The 25,205-nt window shown below is 33.0% G+C and carries 23 protein-coding genes and 1 pseudogene; 1 reads left to right on the top strand and 23 read right to left on the bottom strand.

Features of this window, described 5'->3' with window-relative positions:
- Window positions 1–11: 11 nt before the first annotated feature.
- The 9 genes from ACN0NP_RS08855 to rfbD form a co-directional block, all read right to left on the bottom strand.
- Window positions 12–1,280, bottom strand: a complete 1,269-nt coding sequence (locus ACN0NP_RS08855; RefSeq protein ID WP_033153669.1) for a dihydroorotase — start codon at window positions 1,278–1,280, stop codon at window positions 12–14.
- A 12-nt stretch (window positions 1,281–1,292) separates the two neighbouring features.
- Entirely contained in the window at window positions 1,293–1,946 is a 654-nt protein-coding gene (locus tag ACN0NP_RS08850) for a uracil-DNA glycosylase (RefSeq protein WP_423217201.1), read from the bottom strand.
- Between the two features lie 18 nt (window positions 1,947–1,964).
- The gene (locus ACN0NP_RS08845; RefSeq protein ID WP_074480048.1) at window positions 1,965–2,465 is read right to left on the bottom strand and encodes a YbhB/YbcL family Raf kinase inhibitor-like protein; all 501 of its coding nucleotides are present in this window, start codon (window positions 2,463–2,465) and stop codon (window positions 1,965–1,967) included.
- Window positions 2,466–2,537: 72 nt separating this feature from the next.
- Complete coding sequence (gene pyrE / locus ACN0NP_RS08840; RefSeq protein WP_423217200.1) at window positions 2,538–3,167, bottom strand: orotate phosphoribosyltransferase; 630 nt, start codon at window positions 3,165–3,167, stop codon at window positions 2,538–2,540.
- A gap of 54 nt (window positions 3,168–3,221) precedes the next feature.
- Complete coding sequence (pyrF, locus tag ACN0NP_RS08835) at window positions 3,222–3,914, bottom strand: orotidine-5'-phosphate decarboxylase (protein WP_423217199.1); 693 nt, start codon at window positions 3,912–3,914, stop codon at window positions 3,222–3,224.
- Window positions 3,915–4,133: 219 nt separating this feature from the next.
- Window positions 4,134–5,078 carry a dihydroorotate dehydrogenase gene (locus tag ACN0NP_RS08830; protein ID WP_423217682.1) on the bottom strand — a complete coding sequence of 315 codons (945 nt, stop codon included), beginning with the start codon at window positions 5,076–5,078 and terminating at the stop codon, window positions 4,134–4,136.
- Between the two features lie 12 nt (window positions 5,079–5,090).
- The gene (locus ACN0NP_RS08825) at window positions 5,091–5,891 is read right to left on the bottom strand and encodes a dihydroorotate dehydrogenase electron transfer subunit (protein WP_021142161.1); all 801 of its coding nucleotides are present in this window, start codon (window positions 5,889–5,891) and stop codon (window positions 5,091–5,093) included.
- 229 nt (window positions 5,892–6,120) lie between these two features.
- Entirely contained in the window at window positions 6,121–7,617 is a 1,497-nt protein-coding gene (locus tag ACN0NP_RS08820) for a hypothetical protein (RefSeq protein ID WP_423217198.1), read from the bottom strand.
- Between the two features lie 215 nt (window positions 7,618–7,832).
- On the bottom strand, window positions 7,833–8,687 hold the full coding sequence (gene rfbD / locus ACN0NP_RS08815; protein ID WP_006532503.1) for a dTDP-4-dehydrorhamnose reductase: 855 nt from the start codon (window positions 8,685–8,687) through the stop codon (window positions 7,833–7,835).
- A 194-nt stretch (window positions 8,688–8,881) separates the two neighbouring features.
- Between rfbD and ACN0NP_RS08810 the strand changes: the two are divergent.
- A pseudogene (locus ACN0NP_RS08810) lies at window positions 8,882–10,190 on the top strand (transposase).
- 77 nt (window positions 10,191–10,267) lie between these two features.
- Here the strand turns inward: ACN0NP_RS08810 and ACN0NP_RS08805 are convergent.
- From ACN0NP_RS08805 to cps4B, 14 genes are all read right to left on the bottom strand, one after another.
- Complete coding sequence (locus ACN0NP_RS08805; protein WP_423217197.1) at window positions 10,268–11,659, bottom strand: oligosaccharide flippase family protein; 1,392 nt, start codon at window positions 11,657–11,659, stop codon at window positions 10,268–10,270.
- A gap of 39 nt (window positions 11,660–11,698) precedes the next feature.
- The gene (locus ACN0NP_RS08800; protein ID WP_423217196.1) at window positions 11,699–13,414 is read right to left on the bottom strand and encodes a thiamine pyrophosphate-binding protein; all 1,716 of its coding nucleotides are present in this window, start codon (window positions 13,412–13,414) and stop codon (window positions 11,699–11,701) included.
- A 2-nt stretch (window positions 13,415–13,416) separates the two neighbouring features.
- Window positions 13,417–14,562, bottom strand: a complete 1,146-nt coding sequence (locus ACN0NP_RS08795) for a polysaccharide pyruvyl transferase family protein (protein ID WP_423217681.1) — start codon at window positions 14,560–14,562, stop codon at window positions 13,417–13,419.
- The gene (locus tag ACN0NP_RS08790) at window positions 14,537–15,604 is read right to left on the bottom strand and encodes a glycoside hydrolase family 99-like domain-containing protein (protein ID WP_423217195.1); all 1,068 of its coding nucleotides are present in this window, start codon (window positions 15,602–15,604) and stop codon (window positions 14,537–14,539) included. Before ACN0NP_RS08790 ends, ACN0NP_RS08795 begins: the two co-directional genes overlap by 26 nt.
- A 128-nt stretch (window positions 15,605–15,732) precedes the next feature.
- The gene (locus ACN0NP_RS08785) at window positions 15,733–17,013 is read right to left on the bottom strand and encodes a hypothetical protein (protein ID WP_423217194.1); all 1,281 of its coding nucleotides are present in this window, start codon (window positions 17,011–17,013) and stop codon (window positions 15,733–15,735) included.
- A 62-nt stretch (window positions 17,014–17,075) separates the two neighbouring features.
- Window positions 17,076–18,080 carry a glycosyltransferase family 2 protein gene (locus tag ACN0NP_RS08780; protein WP_423217193.1) on the bottom strand — a complete coding sequence of 335 codons (1,005 nt, stop codon included), beginning with the start codon at window positions 18,078–18,080 and terminating at the stop codon, window positions 17,076–17,078.
- A 33-nt stretch (window positions 18,081–18,113) separates the two neighbouring features.
- Window positions 18,114–18,587 (bottom strand): serine O-acetyltransferase, encoded by a 474-nt coding sequence (locus tag ACN0NP_RS08775; protein ID WP_423217192.1) that lies wholly within the window; start codon window positions 18,585–18,587, stop codon window positions 18,114–18,116.
- 114 nt (window positions 18,588–18,701) lie between these two features.
- Window positions 18,702–19,796, bottom strand: coding sequence for a glycosyltransferase (locus ACN0NP_RS08770; RefSeq protein WP_423217191.1), 1,095 nt, complete (start codon window positions 19,794–19,796; stop codon window positions 18,702–18,704).
- Window positions 19,793–20,752, bottom strand: coding sequence for a DUF6625 family protein (locus ACN0NP_RS08765; RefSeq protein WP_423217190.1), 960 nt, complete (start codon window positions 20,750–20,752; stop codon window positions 19,793–19,795). The genes ACN0NP_RS08770 and ACN0NP_RS08765 overlap by 4 nt, the downstream gene beginning before the upstream one ends.
- Window positions 20,753–20,782: 30 nt before the next feature.
- Window positions 20,783–21,895, bottom strand: a complete 1,113-nt coding sequence (locus ACN0NP_RS08760; protein ID WP_423217189.1) for a glycosyltransferase family 1 protein — start codon at window positions 21,893–21,895, stop codon at window positions 20,783–20,785.
- A 432-nt stretch (window positions 21,896–22,327) separates the two neighbouring features.
- Window positions 22,328–22,975 (bottom strand): sugar transferase, encoded by a 648-nt coding sequence (locus tag ACN0NP_RS08755; RefSeq protein WP_423217188.1) that lies wholly within the window; start codon window positions 22,973–22,975, stop codon window positions 22,328–22,330.
- 27 nt (window positions 22,976–23,002) lie between these two features.
- Window positions 23,003–23,761: a polysaccharide biosynthesis tyrosine autokinase gene (locus ACN0NP_RS08750; RefSeq protein WP_423217187.1), complete on the bottom strand. Its 759-nt coding sequence runs from the start codon at window positions 23,759–23,761 to the stop codon at window positions 23,003–23,005.
- A 14-nt stretch (window positions 23,762–23,775) separates the two neighbouring features.
- The gene (locus ACN0NP_RS08745; RefSeq protein ID WP_423217186.1) at window positions 23,776–24,465 is read right to left on the bottom strand and encodes a Wzz/FepE/Etk N-terminal domain-containing protein; all 690 of its coding nucleotides are present in this window, start codon (window positions 24,463–24,465) and stop codon (window positions 23,776–23,778) included.
- An 8-nt stretch (window positions 24,466–24,473) separates the two neighbouring features.
- On the bottom strand, window positions 24,474–25,205 hold the full coding sequence (cps4B, locus tag ACN0NP_RS08740) for a capsular polysaccharide biosynthesis protein Cps4B (RefSeq protein ID WP_423217185.1): 732 nt from the start codon (window positions 25,203–25,205) through the stop codon (window positions 24,474–24,476).

Raw genomic sequence — 25,205 nt, 5'->3', positions numbered from 1 at the left:
TTCTGCACTTATTAAGCTTGATAAACAACTTCACCGTCACAGATAGTGTATTTGACCACACCTTGTAGTTTTTCACCGATAAATGGCGAATTTGAGGCTTTAGAGGCGAATTTATCAGAGACAATGCGTTCTTCCTTATCAGCGAAGATAACGATATCTGCAGGGCCATTTTCAGCCAAATAACCTGCATCAAAGTCATACATTGATGATGGATTAATAGTCATCTTAGCCAACAATTCTGAAAGTGTCAAATCACCTGTAGCCACTAAATTTGTTAAACCTAGTGACAATGATGTTTCAAGTCCTGTCATACCTGATGGGGCTTTTGTAATGTCTTCAACATTTTTTTCATCAGCATGATGTGGTGCATGGTCTGTCGCAATCACTGAAATAACTCCAGATTTCAATCCTTCGATAACTGCCAAGCGGTCTTTTTCAGTACGAAGTGGTGGATTCATCTTAGCTGCAGACCCTTTAATCAAAAGCAAATCCTCTGTTTTTGAGAAATGTTGCGGAGCTGCTTCTGCAGTCACATTAGCACCTAGTTGTTGAGCAAACTCGACCACTTTCACAGATTCAGCTTTTGATAAGTGTTGGATGTGCAAGTGAGCACCGCGGTCGTAAGCAATCATAACATCACGCGCAATCATGCTATATTCTGCCACACCTGTAGCACCACAGAAATGGAATTTATCGTGTGCAATATGCTCGTTAAATCCAAGAATACCATTTAACTCAGGATCTTCTTCGTGCACAGCAACAAAGGTATTATTTTCTTTTGCCAAATCAAGCGCTTCTTTTAAAACTTTTGAACTTTGAAGCGGAATACCATCATCAGAAAAGCTAAGTGCTCCATTTTCAAGTAATGCTTTGAAATCAGTCAAATTTTGACCATCAAAATTTTTAGTGACAGTCGCATTTGTATAAACGTGAACTTTTTCTTTGCTAGCGCTAGCTAGTACTTCTTTCAATGTTTTAACATCAGAAATGGTCGGCGTCGTATTTGCCATCATAACAACTGATGTAAAGCCTCCTGCCGCCGCAGCGAGTGCACCAGTGTGGATATCCTCTTTGTGTGTTTGGCCAGGTTCACGGAAATGGACATGGATATCTACCAAACCAGGTGCCACAACAAGACCTGTCGCATCAATCACTTCAGCGCTAGCTTCTTCAATAGAATCAGCAATTTTCACGACTTTTTTACCATCAACAAGAACGTCCGCTACCTGATCAAAACCAGATTTTGGATCAACGACACGACCATTTTTAATAAGTAACATGTTAAACTCCTATTATTTCAACCAATCAATTGGTTCAAGACCATCCTCTGTTAAGTAAGCATTAGCTTTTGAGAAAGGATGACTACCAAAAAATCCTCGATAAGCTGAGAGTGGACTTGGATGCGCACTTTCAATGACATGGTGAATCAGATTAGTAATCAAAGCTTTTTTCTTACGAGCAAATCCGCCCCACAAGATGAAAACGACTGGCGTTTCTTTTTGATTAACCACCTTGATAATAGCATCTGTGAATGGTTCCCAAATTTGGCCAGCATGCCCATTTGCTCGACCCGCAGGAACAGTCAGACAAGCATTTAATAAAAGCACTCCTTGTTGAGCCCACGGTGTCAAATCATGATGATCACGTTGTCCTAAATCTTCGGCCAATTCTTTCAAAATATTTTGAAGAGATGGCGGAGCTGGGATATCTTCTGGCACTGAAAATGATAGACCTTGTGCTTGATTAGGACCATGGTAAGGATCCTGACCAATGATAACGACTTTAACATCTTCTAAAGCTGTTGTCTGAATCGCATTAAAGACTTTTTCACGTGGCGGATAAACCAATTCCTGCTGATAAACACTATCCATAAATTGATTAATTCGTCCAAAATAATGCTCTGGTAATTCCTGTTTGATTAATTCATGCCATGTTGAATGTTGCATGTTCACTCCTCGTTAGTTTTAGTATTTCCCTACTAAATCTAGCTTTTCTTTTGCCAAGACATGACCATCCATAGCATGTAGCAAATCATTCATGTAGAATCCATTTTCCAATGATAATTCACAATCTAAAGCGTAGACTGTAAGGGTATAGATATGGTCTTTATCCGGTGGATATGGCCCCATATAGCCATCATAAATATCAGAATTGTCCTCATTTAAAAATTTGCTAACTAAGCTGTTTTTACCATGTGTATGCTTAGCATCCAAACGAGAGAAATCTTCAGGAACTGCTGTCATATCTGCTGGCACATTAGCAACTACCCAATGAATGTAAGCAAAGCCACAAACTGGAATCGAATCATAGTCTACAAATGTCCAAGCAAACGTCTTAGTTCCTTCAGGTACATCCTCAATCGTGAATGGAAAAGAAATCACCGCATTTCCTCTCACCTGAACGCTAGCTTTTTTAGCATAAGCATCTGGTAAAACATTATTTTTAAATGTTGATGATACTTTCATTATAACTCCTTTCAACCTTTAAACCAAGAAGGCCACCAAAGTTTTTAACCTTAGTAGCCAAATACTAACTTTTTAATCACGCCAAGTTTCTTGATTTTCTTTAAATTTACGCAATAAATTCAAATCATCTGCAGTGATGTAACCTTGAACCTTAGCAACTTTGATTAATTCTGTGTAATTAGAAAGTGTTACAAGTTTTACTCCTGCTTTTTCAAAGTTTTCAGTTGCTTTTGGCAATTCATAAGTGAAAATTGCTACAACACCGATAACATCAACACCTTCACGTTCTGCCGCAGCTACAGCTTCAAGCACTGAACCACCAGTTGAGATAAGATCTTCAACGACAACCATTTTTTGACCTTTTCTTACGCGACCTTCGATTTGGTTACCTGCACCGTGATCTTTTGGTTTACTACGAATGTAGGCAAACGGAAGGTTCATCTTGTCAGCAATAATAGCACCGTGTGGGATACCTGCTGTTGCAGTACCAGCGATGACTTCAACTTCTGGAAACTCTTCTTTGATTTTTTCAACAAAACCATTTTCAATCAAAGTACGTGTTTCAGGGTATGATAAAGTCACACGGTTATCTGTGTAAATTGGTGATTTAATACCAGATGCCCAAGTAAATGGATCATTTGGTTTCAAGTAAACAGCTTGAATATCAAGCAAATCTGATGCAATTTGTGATGCTAAAGTCATAGTATTCCTCTTTTCTAAACTTTTAAAAATTATATTAGCGTTAGTATTCAAGTACTAAGCGTTCCATTCGTCGTAAATAGCTTTGTAAGCTGCAACCGGATCTTCTGCTTTTGTAATTGGACGTCCAACGACAATATAACTTGATCCAATTGCACTTGCTTGACTCGGCGTCATGACACGTTTTTGGTCTCCAACAACTGACCCAGCTGGTCGAATACCAGGCGTCAAGCAAATAAAATCATCTGATGTTTCATCCTTGATTACAGCCACTTCATTTGCTGAGCAAACAACACCATCAAGTCCTGCCTCTTGAGTTTTCTTAGCATAGTGCAAAACTGATTGAACAAGACTTGTCTGGATATTTTGGTCAGATTTCATTTGCTCATCAGATGTTGACGTTAGCTGTGTAACTGCGATAAGTTTTGGACCTTGTCCAAGTCCTTCACGCGCAGCTTTCATCATCTCAACACCACCAGCCGCATGGACATTAGTCATATCCACACCCAGATTTGAAAGAACACGCATAGCTGATTTGACCGTATTTGGAATGTCATGTAACTTCAAATCTAGGAAGACTGAATGCCCTAGAGATTTGACATAGCGTACAACCTCTGGTCCCTCAGCATAATAAAGTTCCATACCAATCTTGACATAAAGTTTCTCATCTGCTGGAAACAAAGCAAGAAATGATTTCACATCATCAAACGATGGAAAATCAAGAGCAATAATCGGACGACTTTCGTGCATTTTTTCTCCTTTTTCTATAAAGAAAACCCCGCCCGAGGGCGAGGTTACACGAAAACTAGGGTAGCAAACACCCATTAGTCAAAGAAAATATCTTTTTATTTTTTCACGAACCTTTCTCGCCTCTCTGGACTCAATTAAAGGTTATTCAGTTGTAATTATTATAGCTTTTTTGAATTTCAAAGTCAAAAATTTACTGACTTTTTAATAAAATAGCAGAGCTTATTTGCCGCGTAATTCTTGTCTGACTTCACGGCGGAGTGTTTCGAGATTAGTGATACCATATTGATCCATGACCTCAGGCAAACGATCGATGATATTTGGACACGCATATGGATCAGCAAAGTTAGCTGTTCCAACACCGATTGCTGACGCGCCAGCAATCATCATCTCAAGTGCAGCTTCTGCCGAATCAACACCACCCATACCGATAATCGGTAAATCCGAACTTTGAGCTACTTGACGAATGAGTTTAAGTGCAACTGGAAAGACCGCTGGGCCACTCATCCCACCTGTACCATTAGCAATAATTGGTTGACGAGTCTTCAAATCAAAACGCATACCAACCAAAGTATTAATCATGGTAAATCCTGTCGCACCAGCTTCTTCAACTGCTTTAGCAACCGTTGTAATATCAGCAACACTCGGTGTTAATTTCACATAGACAGGAACCTCTGAATTCTCAACACTAGCCTTAACAGCAGCGTATGCTAATTCTGGCACCTGACCAATCAAAAGTCCATGATTTCCATGGTCAACGTTTGGACATGAGATGTTAAGCTCAATAGCCTTAACGTTTGGTGCTTTTGAGATTTTTTCAGACACATAAGCGTATTCATCATTTGAAAAACCAGCGACATTTGCAATGATGGGTAATTCTGGAAAATGCTCGGCTAACCACGGAAGCTTTTCAGACAAGACCACATCAACACCAGGATTTTGAAGGCCAATAGCATTCAACATTCCTGAAGGTGTTTCTGCCACTCGAGGCGTAGGATTTCCAAAACGTGCTTCCTGCGTCGTTGCCTTAATCATGATGGAACCAAGTTTGTCCAAATCATAGTATTTGGCGTATTCTTGCCCAAAACCAAAACAGCCTGACGCTGGAATAATCGGATTTTTCAAATCAAGTCCTGGAAGACTAACTGCTAAACGATTTTCTGACATCATCTTACCTCCCTATAAAATGATTTTACCAGTTTCAAAGACTGGCCCATCTTCACAGACACGCTTGTTAGCTGCTTCTTTAGCATTTCGCAAATGAACAACACAGGCGTAGCAAGCTCCCATACCACAAGCCATGCGAGATTCCATTGACAAAAAGGCGTGTGGGTGATTTTCAAATTTCTTGTCAACATATTTGAGCATGCCTGGCGCTCCACAAGAATAAATCGCATCAAAAGACAGCTTTTCAACCAATTCATCTACAACAGTTGAGACATAACCCTTAATACCATATGATCCGTCATCAGTTGTCACATAGACCTCACCATAGGCTGAGAGTTCATCTTCTAAAATGACTGCGTCCTTATTAGCAAACCCAAGCACAGAAATCACTTTCACACCTTTGGCAGCTAGCTGTTTAGCTGTTTCAACCAATGGTGGGACACCAATTCCTCCACCGATAAGCAAAGCTGTTTGTCCAGCAGATACCACTGACAGATCAAAACCATTTCCTTGAGGTCCCATAGCATCGACACGGTCACCTGCTTTTAGCTGTGATAAAATTGCTGTACCAGCGCGCTCAACACGATAAACAATCGTTGCAATTTTATTTAGCTTATCAATCTGACAGATTGAAATTGGACGACGAAGTAACTTGCTTGGATCTGGAACACGAAGATGCAAGAACTGCCCTGGAGCCATATCCAAAACCATCTCACCAGAAAGTTTCATCTCAAAAATACGAGGCGCAATCTCTCTTTGACTAACAATCAACAAATCTTCTTTTAGCACAGATGCTTTTTCTTTAGAAGTCATAGTCTTCCTTTCACACAAAAAAACCTCGCCAGAAGGCAAGGTTACAGCAAAATAAGCAGTGTACACAAACGCATACACACACCTTTTATTAGAGATAAAACTCTTTTTTACAGTAACCTTGAAAGTCTCTCTGGACTTAATTAAAGGTTTTCAAATTTTTATTATTATATCGCTATTTTTTTTGATTGTCAACACTCATTTACAAAAAAACGCCCAAAGGACGTTTTTACTATTCATAAGCTTTATAAGAATAAACATGTAAATCTGAGCGATGATAAAATGGTGATAATTCAGACATCAGCGTTTCAAAACGGCTGTCCTTCATCAAAATATCTCCTCCATAAACCAAAAGATTGATTGGTTCAGTCGGCTCACTAATCAAGTTTCCTTCTTTATCAAAAACTTCTTTTGGACGTTTTCGAATATCATCTAAAATATTTTCCAAAAGAATCAAACAGTCCGATACGTTGTCAAAAGCCCCGTAGAAACGGTCAAAAGCATTGTAGAACTTGATTTCATGCTTCAAATCATCTCTAGCATCTAAGACACACACCAGACCTTTATGGTCAAATAAGAAACTGCGGAATTGTTTAATGGCATCTTCACGAGTAATTTCTGGATAATCAGACTCTTTTGACTCTTCTTCCTCAGAATCAGATACTTCACTATCATCAGTTGATACTTTTTCGTCTACATCTAATTTAGTTGATTCTGCTTGAACATCAACTTCAGATACCTCTAACTCTTCTGATTCAGTAAGCTCATCATCAACTTCTTCAGAGACTTCATCTTCTGAATCTTCTTGTTCTGATTTTTCTTCAGAAAACTGACTTGATTCTTCTTGAGCAGTTTCCTCATTCTCAACAGAATCTTCTAGATCAAGCTGAGAAACTACCTCATCATCAGTTGCGCCATTTTCTTCTTCGGCTGGCACTTCTTCTTGAGAAGAGTTTTCTTCAACTGATTCAGGTTCCTCTGACATTTCAGAAACAGCAGGTTCAGCTGTATCCTCACCAACTTCTTGATTTTCAACTTCTTCACTAACTTCAGGGGCAACTTCTTCTAACTCAGTTGGCCCAAGAACTTTTTCTGGATTTACAGCTTCTTCTCTTTTGGCTAATTCTTTCGCCAGTAATTCTGGAATAGACTCTTCTTTAGTCTCTTCGCTTTCAGTGTAAACTTGCTCTGATTTTCTCGGAACTAAAGCATCAATCTTAGCAAATAATTCAGCTTTTTTGACTTCTCTTTTTTTATACTCAACAACTTGTAGAGGGTCAATCAAAACTGGATATTCAGACTCTTCCTTAATTGACATATTAGTCACTCGCAAAGACGTAAACACATCAATCAAAACTCCGAAAACACGCTGACGATTATCACCTAAAATCGCTTGGAAAACTGACTTAGACTCACAAATCTCTATAACGTGATCAATGCCACGCACCCAGCTACCCACAATATCCAAAGCATGATTCATCAATCTGAATGAAGGCTCATCATACCAAAAAGTTGATTTAATCAGCTTTTCTTGCTTAGAAAGCGCATCCACAGCGGACAAAATTTCACCTAACTCTGATTGGACAGTATTAAGTGAAAAAGAATCACCAAGCAATGATGGTGTCTTTTCGACCAAAACAATCTCATCTCTGAAAAGTGTTAGGTAATGAATGCTGACAAGTAACTTTTGAATTAATAAACGATGCCCATTTGAATTTGTATCTTTCATCACTACCACCACACTCACCTTATAACTTATATTACATTTCTATTACAGTACGTTACTATTAATATATCACATAATAGGTAAAAGGACAATGAAAAAAAGGAAGAAGACTCAAAAATTAAAGAAAAACCGAACGAGTAAGAATTCAATATAAAATGTTTTTTATACTCTATACTCAATAACAAAAAAACGAGGGATTACACCCTCGTTTCTAATCATTATTTTTTAACGTCTTGTTTGTAGAATTCTTGCAAAGCTTCTTGCCAAGTTGGAATGACAAAACCAGTAGCTTTTGCTTTTTTAAGACTCATTGTTGAGTTAAGTGGACGTTTTGCTTTTGCTGGGAATTGACTTGAGTCAACTGGTTTAACGACAACATCAGTATCTTTCAAGATTTCAACCGCGAAGTCATACCAAGTTGTATCTTCATCAGCATCATTTGACAAGTGGTAGTAACCAAATTCTTTTTGGTTTTCTGTCAAGTAAGTCATGAATTCTGCCAAAGTACGAGTCCAAGTTGGACGACCGTGTTGGTCATTAACAACAGTCAATGTGTCATGAGTTTTGGCAAGATTTTGCATTGTGAAGACAAAGTTTTTACCGTAATTACCAAATACCCAAGCAGTACGGATGATGTAGAATTTTTCAGCGTATTTTTCAACCGCTTCTTCACCCAAACGTTTTGTACGACCGTATTCAGTTTGAGGATCTGGAGTATCATCAACTTCCCATTCTTGACCAACTGGTTTTTTACCATCAAAAACGTAGTCAGTTGAAATGTAAACAAGAGTTGCACCATATTTTGCTGCAGCTTTAGCTACGATTTCAGTACCTGTCACGTTGATAGCATAATCAAGTTCTTTACCTTCATCTTCAGCCGCATCAACCGCAGTGTATGCCGCACAGTGGTAAACAAGTGTTGGTTTTACTTGTGCAAATACTTCATCAACTTTTTCAGCATTAGTGATGTCCATTTCTGCAACGTCAACCGCTACATACTCCTCACCACGTTCATCCAAAAGATAACGTAATTCTGTTCCTAATTGCCCATTGGCACCTGTAACTAAAATCATTTTAGCACTCCTCGTTTTTTTAATATCTAAAGGCCTGTAAACCTTTTAAATCATTCCCTACTATTTTACACTATTTTTTCAGAAAAAGCAGTAATTGAAAGGAAGATTACCCAATCTTTAGCAAGATGAACACAAAAAAATCCCATATGACTAAAGATTAAAGAGACCAAACTATAAACTTTAGAAAAAATCATATGAGACAACTCTATAATACTACAGAATTAATCGGAATTAAAGACAGAAATATAACTTTAACTAAAGTTTTTCAACATGAAACTCATATTGAAATAGCTGCTACGCTTGATTATACACCCCTAAGTGCTCTCATTGCCATGGAAAACAAATCAAATATGACTTTCAAAAGCCTTCTAAACTTCCCTTCATTGAGATTGGTGGACTTCCCAGTCTTATTCGTTTGAAAAAGAGAAGATTTCAATGCAAAGACTGTCGTAAAGTGACTGTTTCTGAAACATCTCTTGTTCAGAAAAACTGTTAGATCTCTGAATTAGTGAAACAGAAAACAGCCCAACTCTTACTTAATCGAGAAGCTTTGACACACATCGCTGAAAAACTTGCCACCTCGACCTCAACTGTGTATCGTAAGCTTAAACAATTTCAATTCAAGGGCAACTATTCAACCTTACCTGAAGTACTGTCTTGGGATGAATTCTCCTATCAAAAAGAAAACTAGCTTTTATTACTCAAGACTATAACACGAGGAAAATCATCACTATCCTTGACAACAGACGACAAACAACCATTCGCAATTACTCTTTCAAATACTCAAAAGAAGCTTGGGAAAAGGTAAAAATCATTACTATGGATATGTCTGGTAATTACATTCCTTTAATCATGTTGCTTCGCTCTCCAGTTTCTAGGCTCAGGCTGAAACAGTCTATTCCCAGATTGTTTCACTCCCAAATGCTAAAATTGTTCTTGACCGTTTTCACATTGTCCAACATATGAACAGAGCGCTAAAACAGACACATATTCAAATAATGAAACAATTTGAGAAGAAGTCTCTTGAATACCGTGTCCTAAAATCTTATTGGAAACTCATTCAAAAGGATAGTCGAAAACTATCGCCTAATGCCTTTTATTCGAGGACTTCCAGGGGAAGGTTAACACCTAAAGAGTGTTTAGACAAGATTTTTAAACACGTTCCCCAACTTGAAAAATACTACATCCTTTATCAATTACTTCTTTTTCACTTACAAGAACAGCATACCAAACAATTTTTTGGATTAATTCAAGAAGTTTTACCTCAACTCAATCACTCATTTAAAACAACACTAACAACTTACATTCGGTATAAGAAATACATTACCAATGCCATTGAACTTCCCTATTCTAACGCTAAACTTGAAGCAACTAATAAACTCATCAAAGATATTAAACGTAATGCTTTTGGTTATAGGAACTTTGACAACTTTAAAAAACGCATTTCCCTCGCTTTAAACATCAAAAAAAGCGAGAACAACAATTGTTCTCGCTAGAGCTTAACTTTGTCTCCCACTACAGTTGACAAAGAGCCATTTGTTCTCACTAGAAACTTGCCATCTACTGCATTCAAAAATAGATTATTTCGGTAAAATTTTTTCTACCAGTGGCATAATATGATTACGATTTATAAAAAGAAGAATTACAGGCATTAAAAACTGAATAAAGGGAGAAATACCTAGAGTAGCCATGATTGTTTGTATAAATACAATAAAAATTGAGATAAAATGAATCGGCCAATTAACCTTCATCATAACGAATGATTGCAAATGTTTTGTTCTTAAAATCCACATCGTTAGATAGCCTAACAATGTTGCAAAAGCAGCACCAACAGGACCCCAAAGATATATGAATATGAAATTGCAAATTGTATTTACTAGTGCACCTATAACAGTTGTTTTAGCAACTAGTTTTGTATTTTTAGTAGCACCATACAATGATCCTTCAAATTGAGAAATTCCATTGAATACCATTCCCATTAGTAAAAAAGGTACACTTTTCCAAGCAATAAAATAATTTCCTTTATATAAAAAATGAGATAGTGGAATATTGATCATCAAAATACCTGAACAAACTGCTAAAGATAAGAAACTATAAATGGAATAGTTTGTCCCAATAAAACCGTCGCTATCATTTTCATCAAACTCTGCTATAGCTGAAATTGACCAAGCGTTAAAATATATATTTTGAAACATAAATAAAATCGTTGGTATTTTATATGAAACAGAATAAATTCCATTTTCTGATACTCCTCTCATAAATGAAAGAATATATCTATCACTTGCATTATTAATCCACAAGGAAACTGAGTTAGCAATTAACGGAATACTATAAGAAAGCATAGGATTTGAAAGATTATTATAATTTTTTAATCTAACATCCTTGTAAATTTTCCCCCTAATTATTTGATATATATTTTGTACCAAAACACCAGCAGTATTGCTAATCATGTAACCTATTATTCCCCATCTAAAGAGTAATAATAATACTATATTACTCAAACAAGTAATCAAAGTACACATTATACCACTAACAGCAATCAAAGCAGCCATGTTTTTAGCTCTTAAATAAAGATTTAATATTTGATTGAATGCTCCAACTACAAAGTATATACATAAAAAAATTAAATATATTATTGGAAGATCTATTATATGAGTCAACGCAATAAATATTGAAATAATTATTAGTAATAACGAACCCTTTACAGCAATATTCAGAGAGGTCGATAGAACATCCTTTTTATCATAACTCGGATCTAAACCAAACCTTAATGTTGCATCAAAAATACTTAACAAAAAAATAGGCATTAATAAAGAAGCTGTTGAAGTAACTAAATCAACTGATCCGTATTCCGATGTCGATAATACAGCGGTGTAGAGAGGAACTAATAAAAAGGTTAATATTTTTGAACCAAAACTTCCTACAGTGAATAATCCAATATTTTTTACTAAAGACTTATTCTTTCTTTCCATTAAAATCACCAATTAAATTAGTATTATCAAAAAAAGTAATCATTTTTCACCTCTAAATACAGCCTTCATTTTTTGTAACGATTTTTCTCCCAGTACTCCTTTTATAACTTGTTTAACAGTATCTTTTGCAGTCTTAGGTGTGTTTTCGTTAATAATTTTAGAATACGATGCACTTTCATCAGAATCCGTAACAAACGCTTCTATAATTATTGGACGTTTTGATTTTGAAACAAAATTAGGTGTAACTTCTTTTAGTTCTTCCATGTTATGGATAGCATAATAATCAAAGCCACAAGACTCAGCCCAACCTTTTGCTGAGCCATGATAATCAGCTGCAGCGATAAATCTATCAGTTTCTTCTTTGTTTTCTCCATGAAGTTTGAATTCAATTCCACCGTTATTATTAACTAATAAAATTCTGACGTTTTCTTTTAATTGTCTGATGCTAAGAGAATTCATATCATAGAAAAATGCAAGATCACCGATAACCATAAATGATAACTTATCAGATGCCAAACTTTGACCAATTAACGTAGACATACCACCATCAATACCAAACGCACCTACATTTGAATAACATTCAATTGATGGATCAAGTGAAAACATATTCCAAATTCTCAAACTATTTAGAATTGAAAACTGCAAAATTGAATTTGAAGGGATTTTATCGTGGAGATACTGTGCTATAGAAACTTGAGAGAATGGCACTTCAAGGTTAGTTTTCATTTCTGAAACTTTATTATCCCACAATTCGAAGAAAGAATGATTCAAGCATTCTGAGTTCACTGAATTGAAAAATTCAACAATACTTCCTTGATAAACTCTAGTTAATTTATCGTAAGTATCAACAACTTTTCCATCATCACAAATTCTCCAGTGCTCAATTCCTTCTAAGTTATTTCTTGAAAATGCTAAATAAAACGGATAATCTCCAGTCTGTCCACCAATTGAAATAAGAATATCTGGTGAAACTTCTTTAATGTCAGAAAGATTTGAAGTAAGAAGGAATAGATTTCCTTCAACCGAATATTCATTTTTAAAATTCGATAAGTGATTAATATATACCACACTATTCGTTTTCTCACAAAATGAATCAATAGCTTTTTTTTCTTCTTTACTAAAAGGAGTGTGTTCTCCAATAACAACTAGGATTTTTTTATTCGATAAATTCTCAGTACTTACTGAATTTGCTCTAAAACTTCTTATAGTTTTTATTGCTGGTTTTAAATCTTCTAATGGAAAGTCTAGCCACGGAACACATAATTGTACTGGCCCCAAACCATTTCTAGATAATTCAAGTACCGCTTCATTTACAAGTCTCGAACTATGATAATAATCATTAATATCTGAAATAAATGGAAGTTCAAAAGATTCTTTTACACTATCCTTAGGTAAAGAGGTCTGGTCTGGTGCTTGCATATACTCTTGATATTTAAACCTAGGATGTTTTTCCATTGTAATCGCTAAGATTGGAACACGCTTATAAAAAGCCTCAGTTAATCCAGGAATATAATTTCTTGTTGCTTGAGCACTTGTACAAACTAATGCAACAGGCATCTTCTTTTGCAAATAAATACCGATTGCAACATACGCAGCGCTTCGTTCATCGACAACAGAATAACAGTTAAAAAAAGGATCATCTTGAACAGCTCTAATAACTGGAATATTTGTTCCACCAGGACTTATAACAAAATCAGTTATGTTATTATTTTTTAAGACTTCTACCAAAATTGAGACGTTATCACTATTAGACAAGTTCATCGTCTTCCTCCGTTCAATAATTCTAGAATACTTTCTTTAAACTTTTTATTTTTTTCATCGATAATACTCAAAGATTCGAACTGTTTTTCTTTTAGTTCACCCTTTTTATCAATATAGTCCATGACTAATTTAAATGCTGTTTCAGTACTGCTTTCTTTAGCATTGACAACGTAAGGATAGTTTAAACTTCCAAAAAGCCCTTCAAATTTTCTACTATAAGATATTGGAATTGTCACAACTCCTGAAGAAAAGGCAGCAATTGTAGAATGCATCCGAGATCCAATAAAAATATTCATATTGCTAATGTAACTCTTTGCTTGAATTGGTGTTTCAAAAGCAGGAGCGAGTATAGTATTCGGGTATTTTTTATTCAATGAATCACAAATTTTATAATCATCGTCATATGCATCTTTTGACTGGTCAATAACATGAGGTATTAAATGTACTTCATATTTTTTAGACAAACTTGCAATTATTTTATCAATTAATTTTGGATAATCCAAAGTTAATCCAAACTGATTCTTACTATGGAATCCGCCTTTATATAGTAGTCCAGAAATATTAATCCCAATTTTATCTTTCGGAGAAAATTGATACAATTCTTTTTTATACGGCAAAACAAAAGCCATATCAGAACTTAGTATCGAATTATCAATATTAAACTTTTCCTTCAATAATTTCTGAGATATTTCATCGCGGCAGTATAATCTATAAGCTCTATTAATAACTTTTCTTGCCTTGCTTGCCGATTGCTTGCTATAAAACGGTCCGTAAGTTTGAGGTAATAAAATGTATTTTTTGCAGAGAAATTCCGAAACTCTTTTATGTAAAATTAAACCATTATAGTATGATTCTGAATAAATATCAGAAAAGCTATCTCCCATTGTAACATCAAAAATAAAATCACATTTTTTTAGTTGCTTAATGTAGTTAAATCGAGGATCTTTGAGTTTTGGTAAGACATTTACAAAACTTAGATTTGAAAAATATTCTGGAACTTGTCCCAATTCTGTACCAGAAAAATTATAAATTATACTATCTTTTTCAATCTTATCTTCAATAATGGATAAAAATGAATAAACTAAAGCTTCACATCCTTTATTAGCAGATTCAAATTCAAATCCCATCAACCCTATTTTCATTTTTTTCACTCCATTCTTTTAACCATTCCAAATATTTATATCCGTTTTCTTCGGTTGGTTCTAAAATCATTCCTTCACACCACTCATTCCAAGCATTTATAAATAAAAAATCAGAATCTTTTATGGAATCCATATAAGCCATAAAGTTTTCTTTACTAGGGGGAGTAATTAGATAACCTCTAAGTCCATGACGAGGTGTATTATCCCATTCAAAACATAATCCTCTTATAATATTTCTCTCTTTCCCATTAAAATTGATTGCTTCTCTAAAAATATTATTTCCATCATATTTTTCTACATAATTATACGATAATTTTCTCATGATTTTGCCAATTTTATTTTTAAATCGGAATATTATTTTCTCTTTTCTAAATAAATTTACGCTGGTATCCGGCTCACGAATAAATTTTATGTTATCATTATCATTCTTATTTAATTTTTCGATTGAATTAATTGTCTCAATAATCTCAATTCCAGAAAAACCAAAGTCAACACATCTTTCATTTAAATAATCAATGTAGTCATCTTTTTCTTCGAAATCTGTTTTAAAAAGCATAAAAACAGGCTTATTATCTATTTTTAAATACCTATTATCTTTAAAAAAAGGCAATAAATACAAAAAATGTTTCTCCCAATCTTCTCTTTTTCCATACTTTTGTTCAAGTAATAGTTCTTTAGAACCTTCCCAGCTTCTAAACCAACTATGATTCGCCCAACAAAAGAAAAAATTCATAGGAATATCTTTGTTTTTTAACAAAATTTCAGCAGGTCGCTCCAAAAGTTTTTTTCCACAAAAATAATAGTGATAAAAAATCATACCATCTATTCCATAAGAATTAGCTAAATCAGCTTGCCATTTTAAAACTTCTGGATTATCTAATACATAGTAATTATTATTTAATGGTGCTTTAGGTTGTTTATGATTTCTAAATAAAGGATTAGCTTTTTTTACATTTGTCCATTCTGTAAATCCCTCACCCCACCACATATCATTTTCAGGTATCCTGTGAAACTGTGGAAGATAAAACGCATATTTTTTCATTTTTTCTCCTAACATCTAAAAATTTTTTCTAATTTCAACTTAAGTCAAAATTTTATTTTTAGTTCATATAACATATGAATCCTACTACTTCTATAACTTATTTAACTTGTAAATAAAGACAATAATCATTAAATTCTTTGAATCTCTCCTTGCAATATATTTCTATATGAAGACATCAAACCGATAATAATAAAAACATTTAATGCACCTGGTGGAAGCCAGTAGCCAGCTTCTATTAAACCAACAATTAACCATATAAGTAAGCCATAATACATTCCCTTCACCATATCACTTTTTATATAATTCCGACAACAATAAAGTGATTTTATAAAACAATAATATAATATGCAAACACCAATAATACCTAGCTGTACAAAAATCGCAAGTGGTAGCATTTCATAAGCCAAACCATTCCAATCAATAACTCCTTCTGGTCCAACAAACCAAGCAAGTACGCTATCTGAATTAGCTACGCTAGTAATTGTATTAATAAATCCATCACTTCTCCCACTCATATTTACCCAATCTGAGGCACTGGTATCACTAAATCTATTAAAAACTGAAGGCGCTACTTGAAAAATAACCATAATAATAACCATAGTCAAAAGCACTATAAAAAATTTCTTAAGGAAATCAGCTTTATTACTATCTTCATCTAAAAGTATACAAAAAATAATAAAAATAATTAATCCCAACCAACACGACCTTGACAATGACAAAAATACTGATGACAAAAACAAAACTAAAGATATATATTGTAATTTTGTCTTATGCTTCACTTTTAATCCATAGTATACCCAGGGAAAAAATAAAATCATATTAACGCCAAATAAATTTCCATTTTGATAGGTACTAACAATTTTAGTATCTGATACAGACAATCCGTTCGCCTTTGTCATGAACCAATATTTTCCATATTTAATATAGTCACTGTAGTTTACTGTTATACCAGGTATAGTACATTTATCAATTCCCACAACAAACTGCAGTAAGGCATATAAACTGATTGAAAAAATACATATAGTAACCAAGTTGAAAATTTTTAAAAATTTTTCTTCACTGTCAATCAAATCAACTATTATAAAATAAATAAGAGGATATGCAACTAAAGGAATAACGTATCCAATATGCTCTTTAAAACTACCTATAATCAAATATTTTAATAAAGCATATATAATAGATAAAAATATAACTCCCCCTATTTTTTTGTCAAAAACTATTTTTTTCCCACCTAGTTTTCCAAAAAACCAAAAAATCAAAGTCAATACAAAAAAAACATTTCCAAGTGTTATAGGTATATTACCTAATTTAATACCTGATTTTGGAATTAAAACATTAACAAGAATTGTTAAATATAATAAGGTATACGACAATGGTCCTTTATTCTTTTTTTGTACAATATTACTCATATGTCCACTCTTTTTCCCCCTTATTCTACCATTGAAAAATCTAATAAGTATTATTGCAGATTTTAAAAATCGAAATGTAAACTTCTTATTTTTTCAAGTATATTCGTTAATAAAATTAACAATGATATCTGATTTTTCTTTAATAAAAAAAAGAAAAATCTAATTGGTAAATCTTCTCGCCCCCACTGTCTTGTTTGAAAATCATAAAAATTATATTCACTACAATATCTTTTTATAAGCTCTCTTTTCTCTAAAAAGCTAAAATAACCCCTTAGTGCAATTAGTTTTTTTATTGATATACAAGACTCTCTTAAAAAATTTGTTTTTAATAAATCAATATCAAAATTCTCTTTAAAAATATCATCACATTGTTTACTAGTTATTTGATAAACATTGTACAATTTTTCTATTCTTTTTAAATCAAATTTACGAGATAGCGAACTGTCATTTTCAATTTGATAGTAATAAAGTGCCTCATCAACAAACCTAAGTGAAGAACAATTTTTTATATAATCAAAATTAAAAATAATATCCTCTCCTAAATTTAAACCATTTCGAAATAACTCAGTTATCAGCTCTCTTTTGTATAATTTACAAAATGGAGGATTAAAAATCAAATTATTATATAAAATTTCAAATGATTCACTGTCTATATCTGAGATTTTCTTTATTTTTCTTAATTCAGGTATCTGAATGCTCTGTCGATTATTATTTAATGCATTATTGTACCTACAAAATACCAAATCTGCTTCTTCAGATATAAGTTTTTCACAAATTGTTTTATCAACATAATCATCGCTATCAACAAACATGATATAATCCCCCTTAGCATGAAGGATTCCAACATTTCTTGCTTCACTCACCCCGCCATTTGGTTGATTTATTAAAATAATTCTTTTATCTAGTTGAACATATTTTTCGCAAATTATTTGAGAATTATCTGTTGAACCATCGTTAACTAATATTATTTCAATTTCCTTATAAGTTTGTTTTATCAAACTCTCAATACAACTTTCGATATACTTCTCTGAATTATAAACAGGAATGATTATAGATATTTTTTTCATTTTTTACCTTTTTCTTTTTAAACCCATGTTAAATCAAAAAGACTTTTCTATTCTTTTAATCTTCTTGGCTGGGCTTCCGGCATATATAAAATTTTCATCCAATAAATCTTTATTAACCAGTGAATTTGCTCCAATTACAATATTATTACCTATTTTAACATTTCCAATTATAATTGTTCCATATCCAATATCAACATTGTCACCAATAGTTGGACATAAATTACTATCCCCATTGTTTCCGATACAATTACTTCCATGAAGTTTACAGTAGTTTCCTATTTGTGCTTGTTCGTTTATAACAATATTTCCATGATACAACCTTAGATTTTTTCCAAAAGAAGCACCATTCAATTCAATTCCATACTTATTACAATAAATATTCTTTTTTCTGTTAAAATAACAAAATAATAAGCCACCAACTACTTGATTTTTTTTTTGCTTATAATACCTATACCATCTATTATATTTTATTGCTTTGTAATAAATATAATTTTGATGACTATTCAAAAAGAACAGCAAAAATTTCTTTCCTAAATATAATTTTCTATCTAATTTGACTAAGTTCTTTATTGAGTTCCTATTCATAAAATTCTGGCCACTTTCCTAAAAATTAATAAACCACTAAATTACTCTGTTATCAATTATTAAATTATAAATAATTTCAGCATTTTTTTTATTATCAAACCCTTTTTCCTTGAGCAAATTATTATTATCCACTCTATTTTTAAAATCAATTTTTTGAATTTTATCAAGCCAATCATCTTCATTTGTCAAAGATGAAAAATTTACTAATCCGGTTATATTAGCCGTCTTAGTTATTTTATCTGATAAAATACAATGAAGTCCCGTTGCCTGAGCCTCAACTGCAACAATAGGAAAGCCTTCAAAAAAGCTTGGTAATATGAAGATATCGGCTGCATTTAAATACTTGTTGATATCATTTTTTTGACCTAAAAATAATATGTCATTAATCCCCTTATCTTTTACGTACCCTTTTAATGAAGAAGTATCACTTCCATCCCCCACAAAAATTAGCTTATATCCAAAATTACTTTTGTTTAAAGTATTCAATTTTTCAAGAATATTAATTGCAAATTTTTGATTTTTAGGGTATTCGATCCTTCCAACTTGAATAATAACAATATCTTCTTGACAAATTTGGAGCTCTGACCTTGTCTTGATTCTTAAATTCTCATTATAAAAAAATTTTCTAGAATCAATTGCGTTATTTATCTGTATAACGTTTGACGTTTTTCCAAATACCCATTCTTTTGCTAAATCAGAACATGATAATTTTACTTTTGAAACTTTATTTAATATTCTACGATTAATCAAATTCAAAATAACATACAGAAAACTTAGGCTATAATCTCTACTATTATGCGCATGAGAAATTATTTTGTATTTAAAAAGAAAAGCAAACAAAATTGGAAAAATAAAATAGGTACCACTAGTGTTATAGTAGAAAAAATCATTACTATGTCTAGCACTCTTCATTATCTTATATAAATTAAAAACTCTTTGAAATTTATTTTTAAAATTATAATAGTAGACTTTTCCTCCTAAAAATTTTATTTTATCCTCATATACACTATCTGAACCCTTTATTACATAATTAAATACAACATCCTTAGTTCTTAAGCTTTCACTTAATCCCATCATAAATTCAGATATTCCGCCCTTTTGATTACTAATTCCATAAACTAAAACCGTCACTTCACTACCCCTTTTTGTTTCAACTTAATAATCTTTTCTTTTTTAGAAGAATTCAAATACTCCTTCACCTTTAAGAAATAGTAATCAACACCTTGAATAAGCTCTTTGATTTTCGAAGTATATGGATTATAATCTTTAAACGTTTTCAAACAGATATTTGAACAATTCCCAATTCCACCACTTCCAATTACAATTTTATCTAAATAATTAATTTTTTCATCAATAACTGGTTTTTTCTTCTGAAAATGCACATAGAAGAAGTTTTCTTTTTTTATCACTTCATTATCATATACATATCTTGTCAGCATCGAATTCTCTAAGATAAAAATCTGGTTTTTGAAGTTTTTGTGATTAACCATTCTATATCTCGGAAAGCGTCTATCAATATCCGCATAATAATTATTATATAACTCTTTAATATTATTTTTCTTTGAAATTAGATTAATTCCTGAAAATTCATCAAATGCATAATTTTCAGGATTAACAAATACTTCCTTCCAATTAAATGGTGAACCATCCATTCTAAATAGATTATTCATCTTTTCATTATTCTTATATAATGAAAAATGCCCATTATGATTAATTCTTTCATATTGCTTAATAGTATTATCAGGTAAGAAATATGAAATCTTTCCAAAAATCTGATCAATATCGCAGTGGCCCCAATAATCATAATCAACTAAATAATCTTCAAAAATTACTCCATAAGCAGGCCTAAAATCACATAATTTGTAAGGCTTCTCCAAGGCAACTCTTAATTTTAATTTACTATCAATTAAAGTCTTTAATTCACTTAACAAAACTCTTTTAACTTTAATATTTACAGCATCTATATTCACTTCTTGATCAGTAAAAATCAAAAAATCATAATCAGGATTACTTTCACAACTTTTTTTCCAAATATCAAAATAATCTGGAAATACTCCATACCAACAGACTATCAAACACTTCTTCATAGAGTAGTTTTTCCTCCATACTTAATTAAATTATAAAAAACTTTTATATTTTTCTTCCAATTTTAAAGCCTCGGTTTGTATATCATAACCCGAAATATTCATCAATTGATAATTAATTTCTCTTTGACTCTGAATCATTCGCGAAATTTCTTCAGTCCAATCCTCAATCCTTGAATCCAGAGAAAGATATGAAACATTATTATTAATTTTACTATCAACTGGAACATCAGTACTAGCGACACACGGAAGTCCCGAACATTGTGCTTCAATCATTACCATCCCAAGTCCCTCATACAATGAGGGAAAAAGAAATAAGTCAAATACTTGATAAAAATCTGAAATATTATCTCGTTGTCCCAAAAAATGGACTGATTCCTGTAAGCCTAATAACATTACTCTTTCTTTAATCTCTTTCATCAACGGTCCTTGACCAATTAAAAGTAAGATCGAATTTGGATATTCACAATGAAATTTGTAAAAAATATCAATTAAAAATCGATGATTTTTTTGTTCAACAAACCTTCCTATATGTCCAATAACAAATGTATCTTCAGCAATACATAACTCTCTTCGTTTTTTAATTCTAATTTCTTCATTATATTTAAATTTTTCAACATCAATGGCATTATTTAAAATAAAAACATTTCCAGAATCAAACTCTTTATCGCCAAACAACCATCTTCCTGCATGCTCTGTACAAGCCATGTAATCGGTAGCAAACATCCTTGAAAATGGTTTTAAAATAAATTTGAAAATATTCTTTAATGGTTCTTTTTTGTTACTAGTTGAATGAGAATGAGCTATTCTTACCGGTATTCCAGCTCTTTTAGCAGCATACAAACTAAAAACAGACAGTGCATTTATATGAGAGTGAACTATTTGGTATTCTCCCTCTTTCAATATTTTTTTTAACCCTATATGATATTCAAAAACTTTCTGATATGGAGGAACGAGGATAACTCTCCCACCCATTTTTTTTATTTCATCATACGGAATACTTGTTGAATCGCTATCACAGACAAAATCAAACTTGTATTTTGTCCTATCAATATGGCGATAATAATTCATAACAACTGATTCAACTCCACCACCATTCCATTTTCCAATAATATGAGCTATTTTAATTGGCGTCTCTCTTTTCAATCAAAACTCCTTTCTAAAAAAAGAGTTGCAGATTTCATTGAACTGCACCCCTCTTTTAATAATCTAACTATTTTGCGAGAATTTTAACTTCTTCACTAAATCTTTAAACTTAACTATGTATCTATATCATATTAAGTCATGCTACTAATTTGCAAAAGCCTTGTAATATTAGTTCTTGTAACTAATAATTTGACATGATACAATTCAAAACGATTCTGTCATCATGCGTTTTCAGACATATCATACTAAAAAAGCTTGTCTTCCTTCTTCTAGAACATTAATAAATAACAATAATCCATCAACGAACCAATTACAAACTTATATCCAAATGAAAAGATTCGAGGGTTATCTTCCATCTTGATAATCAAATTAATACTCAAAACATTCTACACTAACAATATTTTACAACAAAGTTAACTAATATAGCCAAAATCAACAAGCCCCAGATCTCATAAAAACCTTTACGAAGGACATAAATAAGATTTTAAAATCCAAAACTGCTGACATGTTATCAATGTAATACAATTCAACGTTGCATCGTTCAGGATAAGAAACATCACTTCTTCCAGATACCTGCCAATAACCAGTTGCTCCTGGCTTAACAGACAAGAATTTTTCCCTATCCTTATCGTTATATTCCTGAATTTCTTCTTCAATAATCGGTCTTGGACCTATAAAACTCATGTCTCCCTTTAAAATATTAATAAATTGAGGTAATTCATCAATTGATGTTTTTCTAATAAAAGATCCAATTGAGGTAAGTCTAGGATCATCTCCAGGAAGTAATTTATAACCATTGTTAATATATTTTTGATAGAGCTCTTTATTAGATTTCAAAACTTCTTCAGCATTCTCTACCATTGATCTAAACTTAATAATCTTAAACTTTTTACCATTTAAGCCAAGCCTTTCTTGTTTGAAGAAAATACTTCCCGAATATCCCTTAATCTTGTAAATAATAAAAATTACAAGCGCAGCGGGGAGAAAACAAATACATGTTCCTACAATGCCAACGCAAATGTCAAATAACCTTTTAATTCCTAAAAAAATAATTTTTCTAATAACTCTCAAATTTCCCATCTTAATAATCTCCATCAAATCATAAAACTACTTTACCTTTTTATCCTTTAATGATTTTTCATCTTTACCATATCCATAGCCATATCCATAGCCGTATCCATAGCCGTATCCATAGCCGTATCCATAGCCGTATCCATAGCCGTATTTATCTGCTTTGAAGTCAAATTTATTTAAAATGACACCAAGGAAAACTGAGCCACTTTGTTCCAATTGATTTTTTAGTTTTGTAATTGTACGACGTTTGTCAATACCTGGTTTTACGACAAGAAGACTTGCATCTGAACTATGAGCAATAATCGCCGCATCAACAACACGGCCAAGTGGTGGTGTATCAATAATGACGTAGTCATAAAGATCACGTACAGTCTCAATCATTCTTTCATAATTATCATTTTGGATAAGAGATGTTGGATTTGGTGGAATCTTCCCAGATGGGATGACCATAAGATTGTCAATTGATGTGTTGCAGATAACATCTGACAACTCAGCATTTCCTGATAAATAACTAGTCAAGCCATCATAAGATTCCTTTGCCCTAAATGTCCCTGACATAACAGAATGTCGCGTGTCAGCATCAATCACAAGTGTTCGAAAACCTGCTTGGGCTAGCGATATCGCAAGATTAGTCACTGTTGTTGATTTTCCTTCATTCGGTTGTGCTGAAGTCACTGTGATAACTTTTAGATTACGACCACTGAATTGAATATTTGTTCGGATAGAATTGTAATATTCTTCCAGTTTTTTAATCATGTCAGCTTGTGATTTTACTAATTCTAATGTTGGCATTACAATTCTCCTCTTTATAATTTATCTGCGTCTGGTACAACACCAAGAAGCGTCATCCCAAGAACTTCTTCGATATCTTCTGGACGACGAACACGGTCATCAAGCACTTCAGCAACTAAAATACCAACGATAGCTACAAATACTCCTGCTAAGACACCAATCGCAGCATTTTTCTTAACATTTGGTGATGATGGGTGACTTGCTTTTGTTGCAGACTCAAGTGTTGTAACGTCATCAACTTTTGTAACGGCTTTAATCTTTTCAGCAGCCACTTCACGAACTGTGTTTGCGATGTCGCAAGCACGTTGAGCATCTGTGTCTGTGACTGAGATTGAAATCACACGAGTATCGGTTGGAATGTTAACTGAAATTTCACCAGAAAGCTGACCAGCTGACATTGATAGTTTTTCTTGATCAATAACTGATGCTAAAACTTCACTTGATGTAATGACTTCTTTATAGTCATTAACCAAGTATGACCCTGCTTGAAGGTCTTGGTTAGTAAGGGTAGTATCACTAGATCTGCTAACAACATAAATACGTGTAGTAGATGTGTACTTAGGCTTAATAAAGAAGACACTTCCTAAAAGAGCGACTGTTCCCACAAGCAATCCGACAAAGACGATAAAGAATTTTTTACTCCATAACTTTCTCAACAAGTACAAAACGTCAATTTCGATGCTTGCATTATCATTTGTATTCATACATTCTCCTATAAATATTTATTTTCTAATAAAGTTTTAGCATTTCCTTCAAAGAGATTATAAGCTTGGCCACTGCCATATAACTCTTCAATAATCTCACGCGCTTGATCCATATACGGTGGGCGTTTATCTAGATTATGCATATCACTCGACACAATATGAACTAAATTCTTTTCTAAGAAATAATGAGCTCGTTTTTTAAATCTTCGAACCTTATCTCCGAAAAGTCTAGGTTTTAAGACATGTTCGCTATTAATCTGTGTGTAACAGCCCATGTTAATCAACTCACACACACGCTCTTCATGATTTTCAAGAGCATTGTAACGCTCGATGTGAGCGATAATCGGAGTCACACCAAGCATGATGACTTGTGATAAGCCGTCATGAATTTCTTTCCATGGTGTTGCCATACTAAACTCAATCAAAGCAAACTGTGTATCATTCATACAAGGAACCTTGTGATTTTTTAACTTATCAAGAAGCTTATTATTATAGTAGAGTTCTCCACCATACAGGATAGTTAAGTCGTCAAACTTTGCTTCTGCTGCTTCTTTGACCTGTTTAAAGTTCTCGTAGATTTTTTCTTCTGATGTCTTAAATAAATCTCGTCTTCTGTGTGATGTTGAAACAATCGTTCGCACTCCTTGGCGATAACTTTCACCAATAAGTGCTAAACTTTCTTCAATAGTAGATGGTCCATCATCCACGTCAAAAACGATATGCGAGTGAATATCAATCAT

This window comes from Streptococcus equinus, assembly GCF_049393805.1.
In the GTDB taxonomy this organism is placed as follows: domain Bacteria; phylum Bacillota; class Bacilli; order Lactobacillales; family Streptococcaceae; genus Streptococcus; species Streptococcus equinus.
Note: the sequence above shows the minus strand (reverse complement) of the source record. Positions and strands in the feature narration are given on the sequence as shown.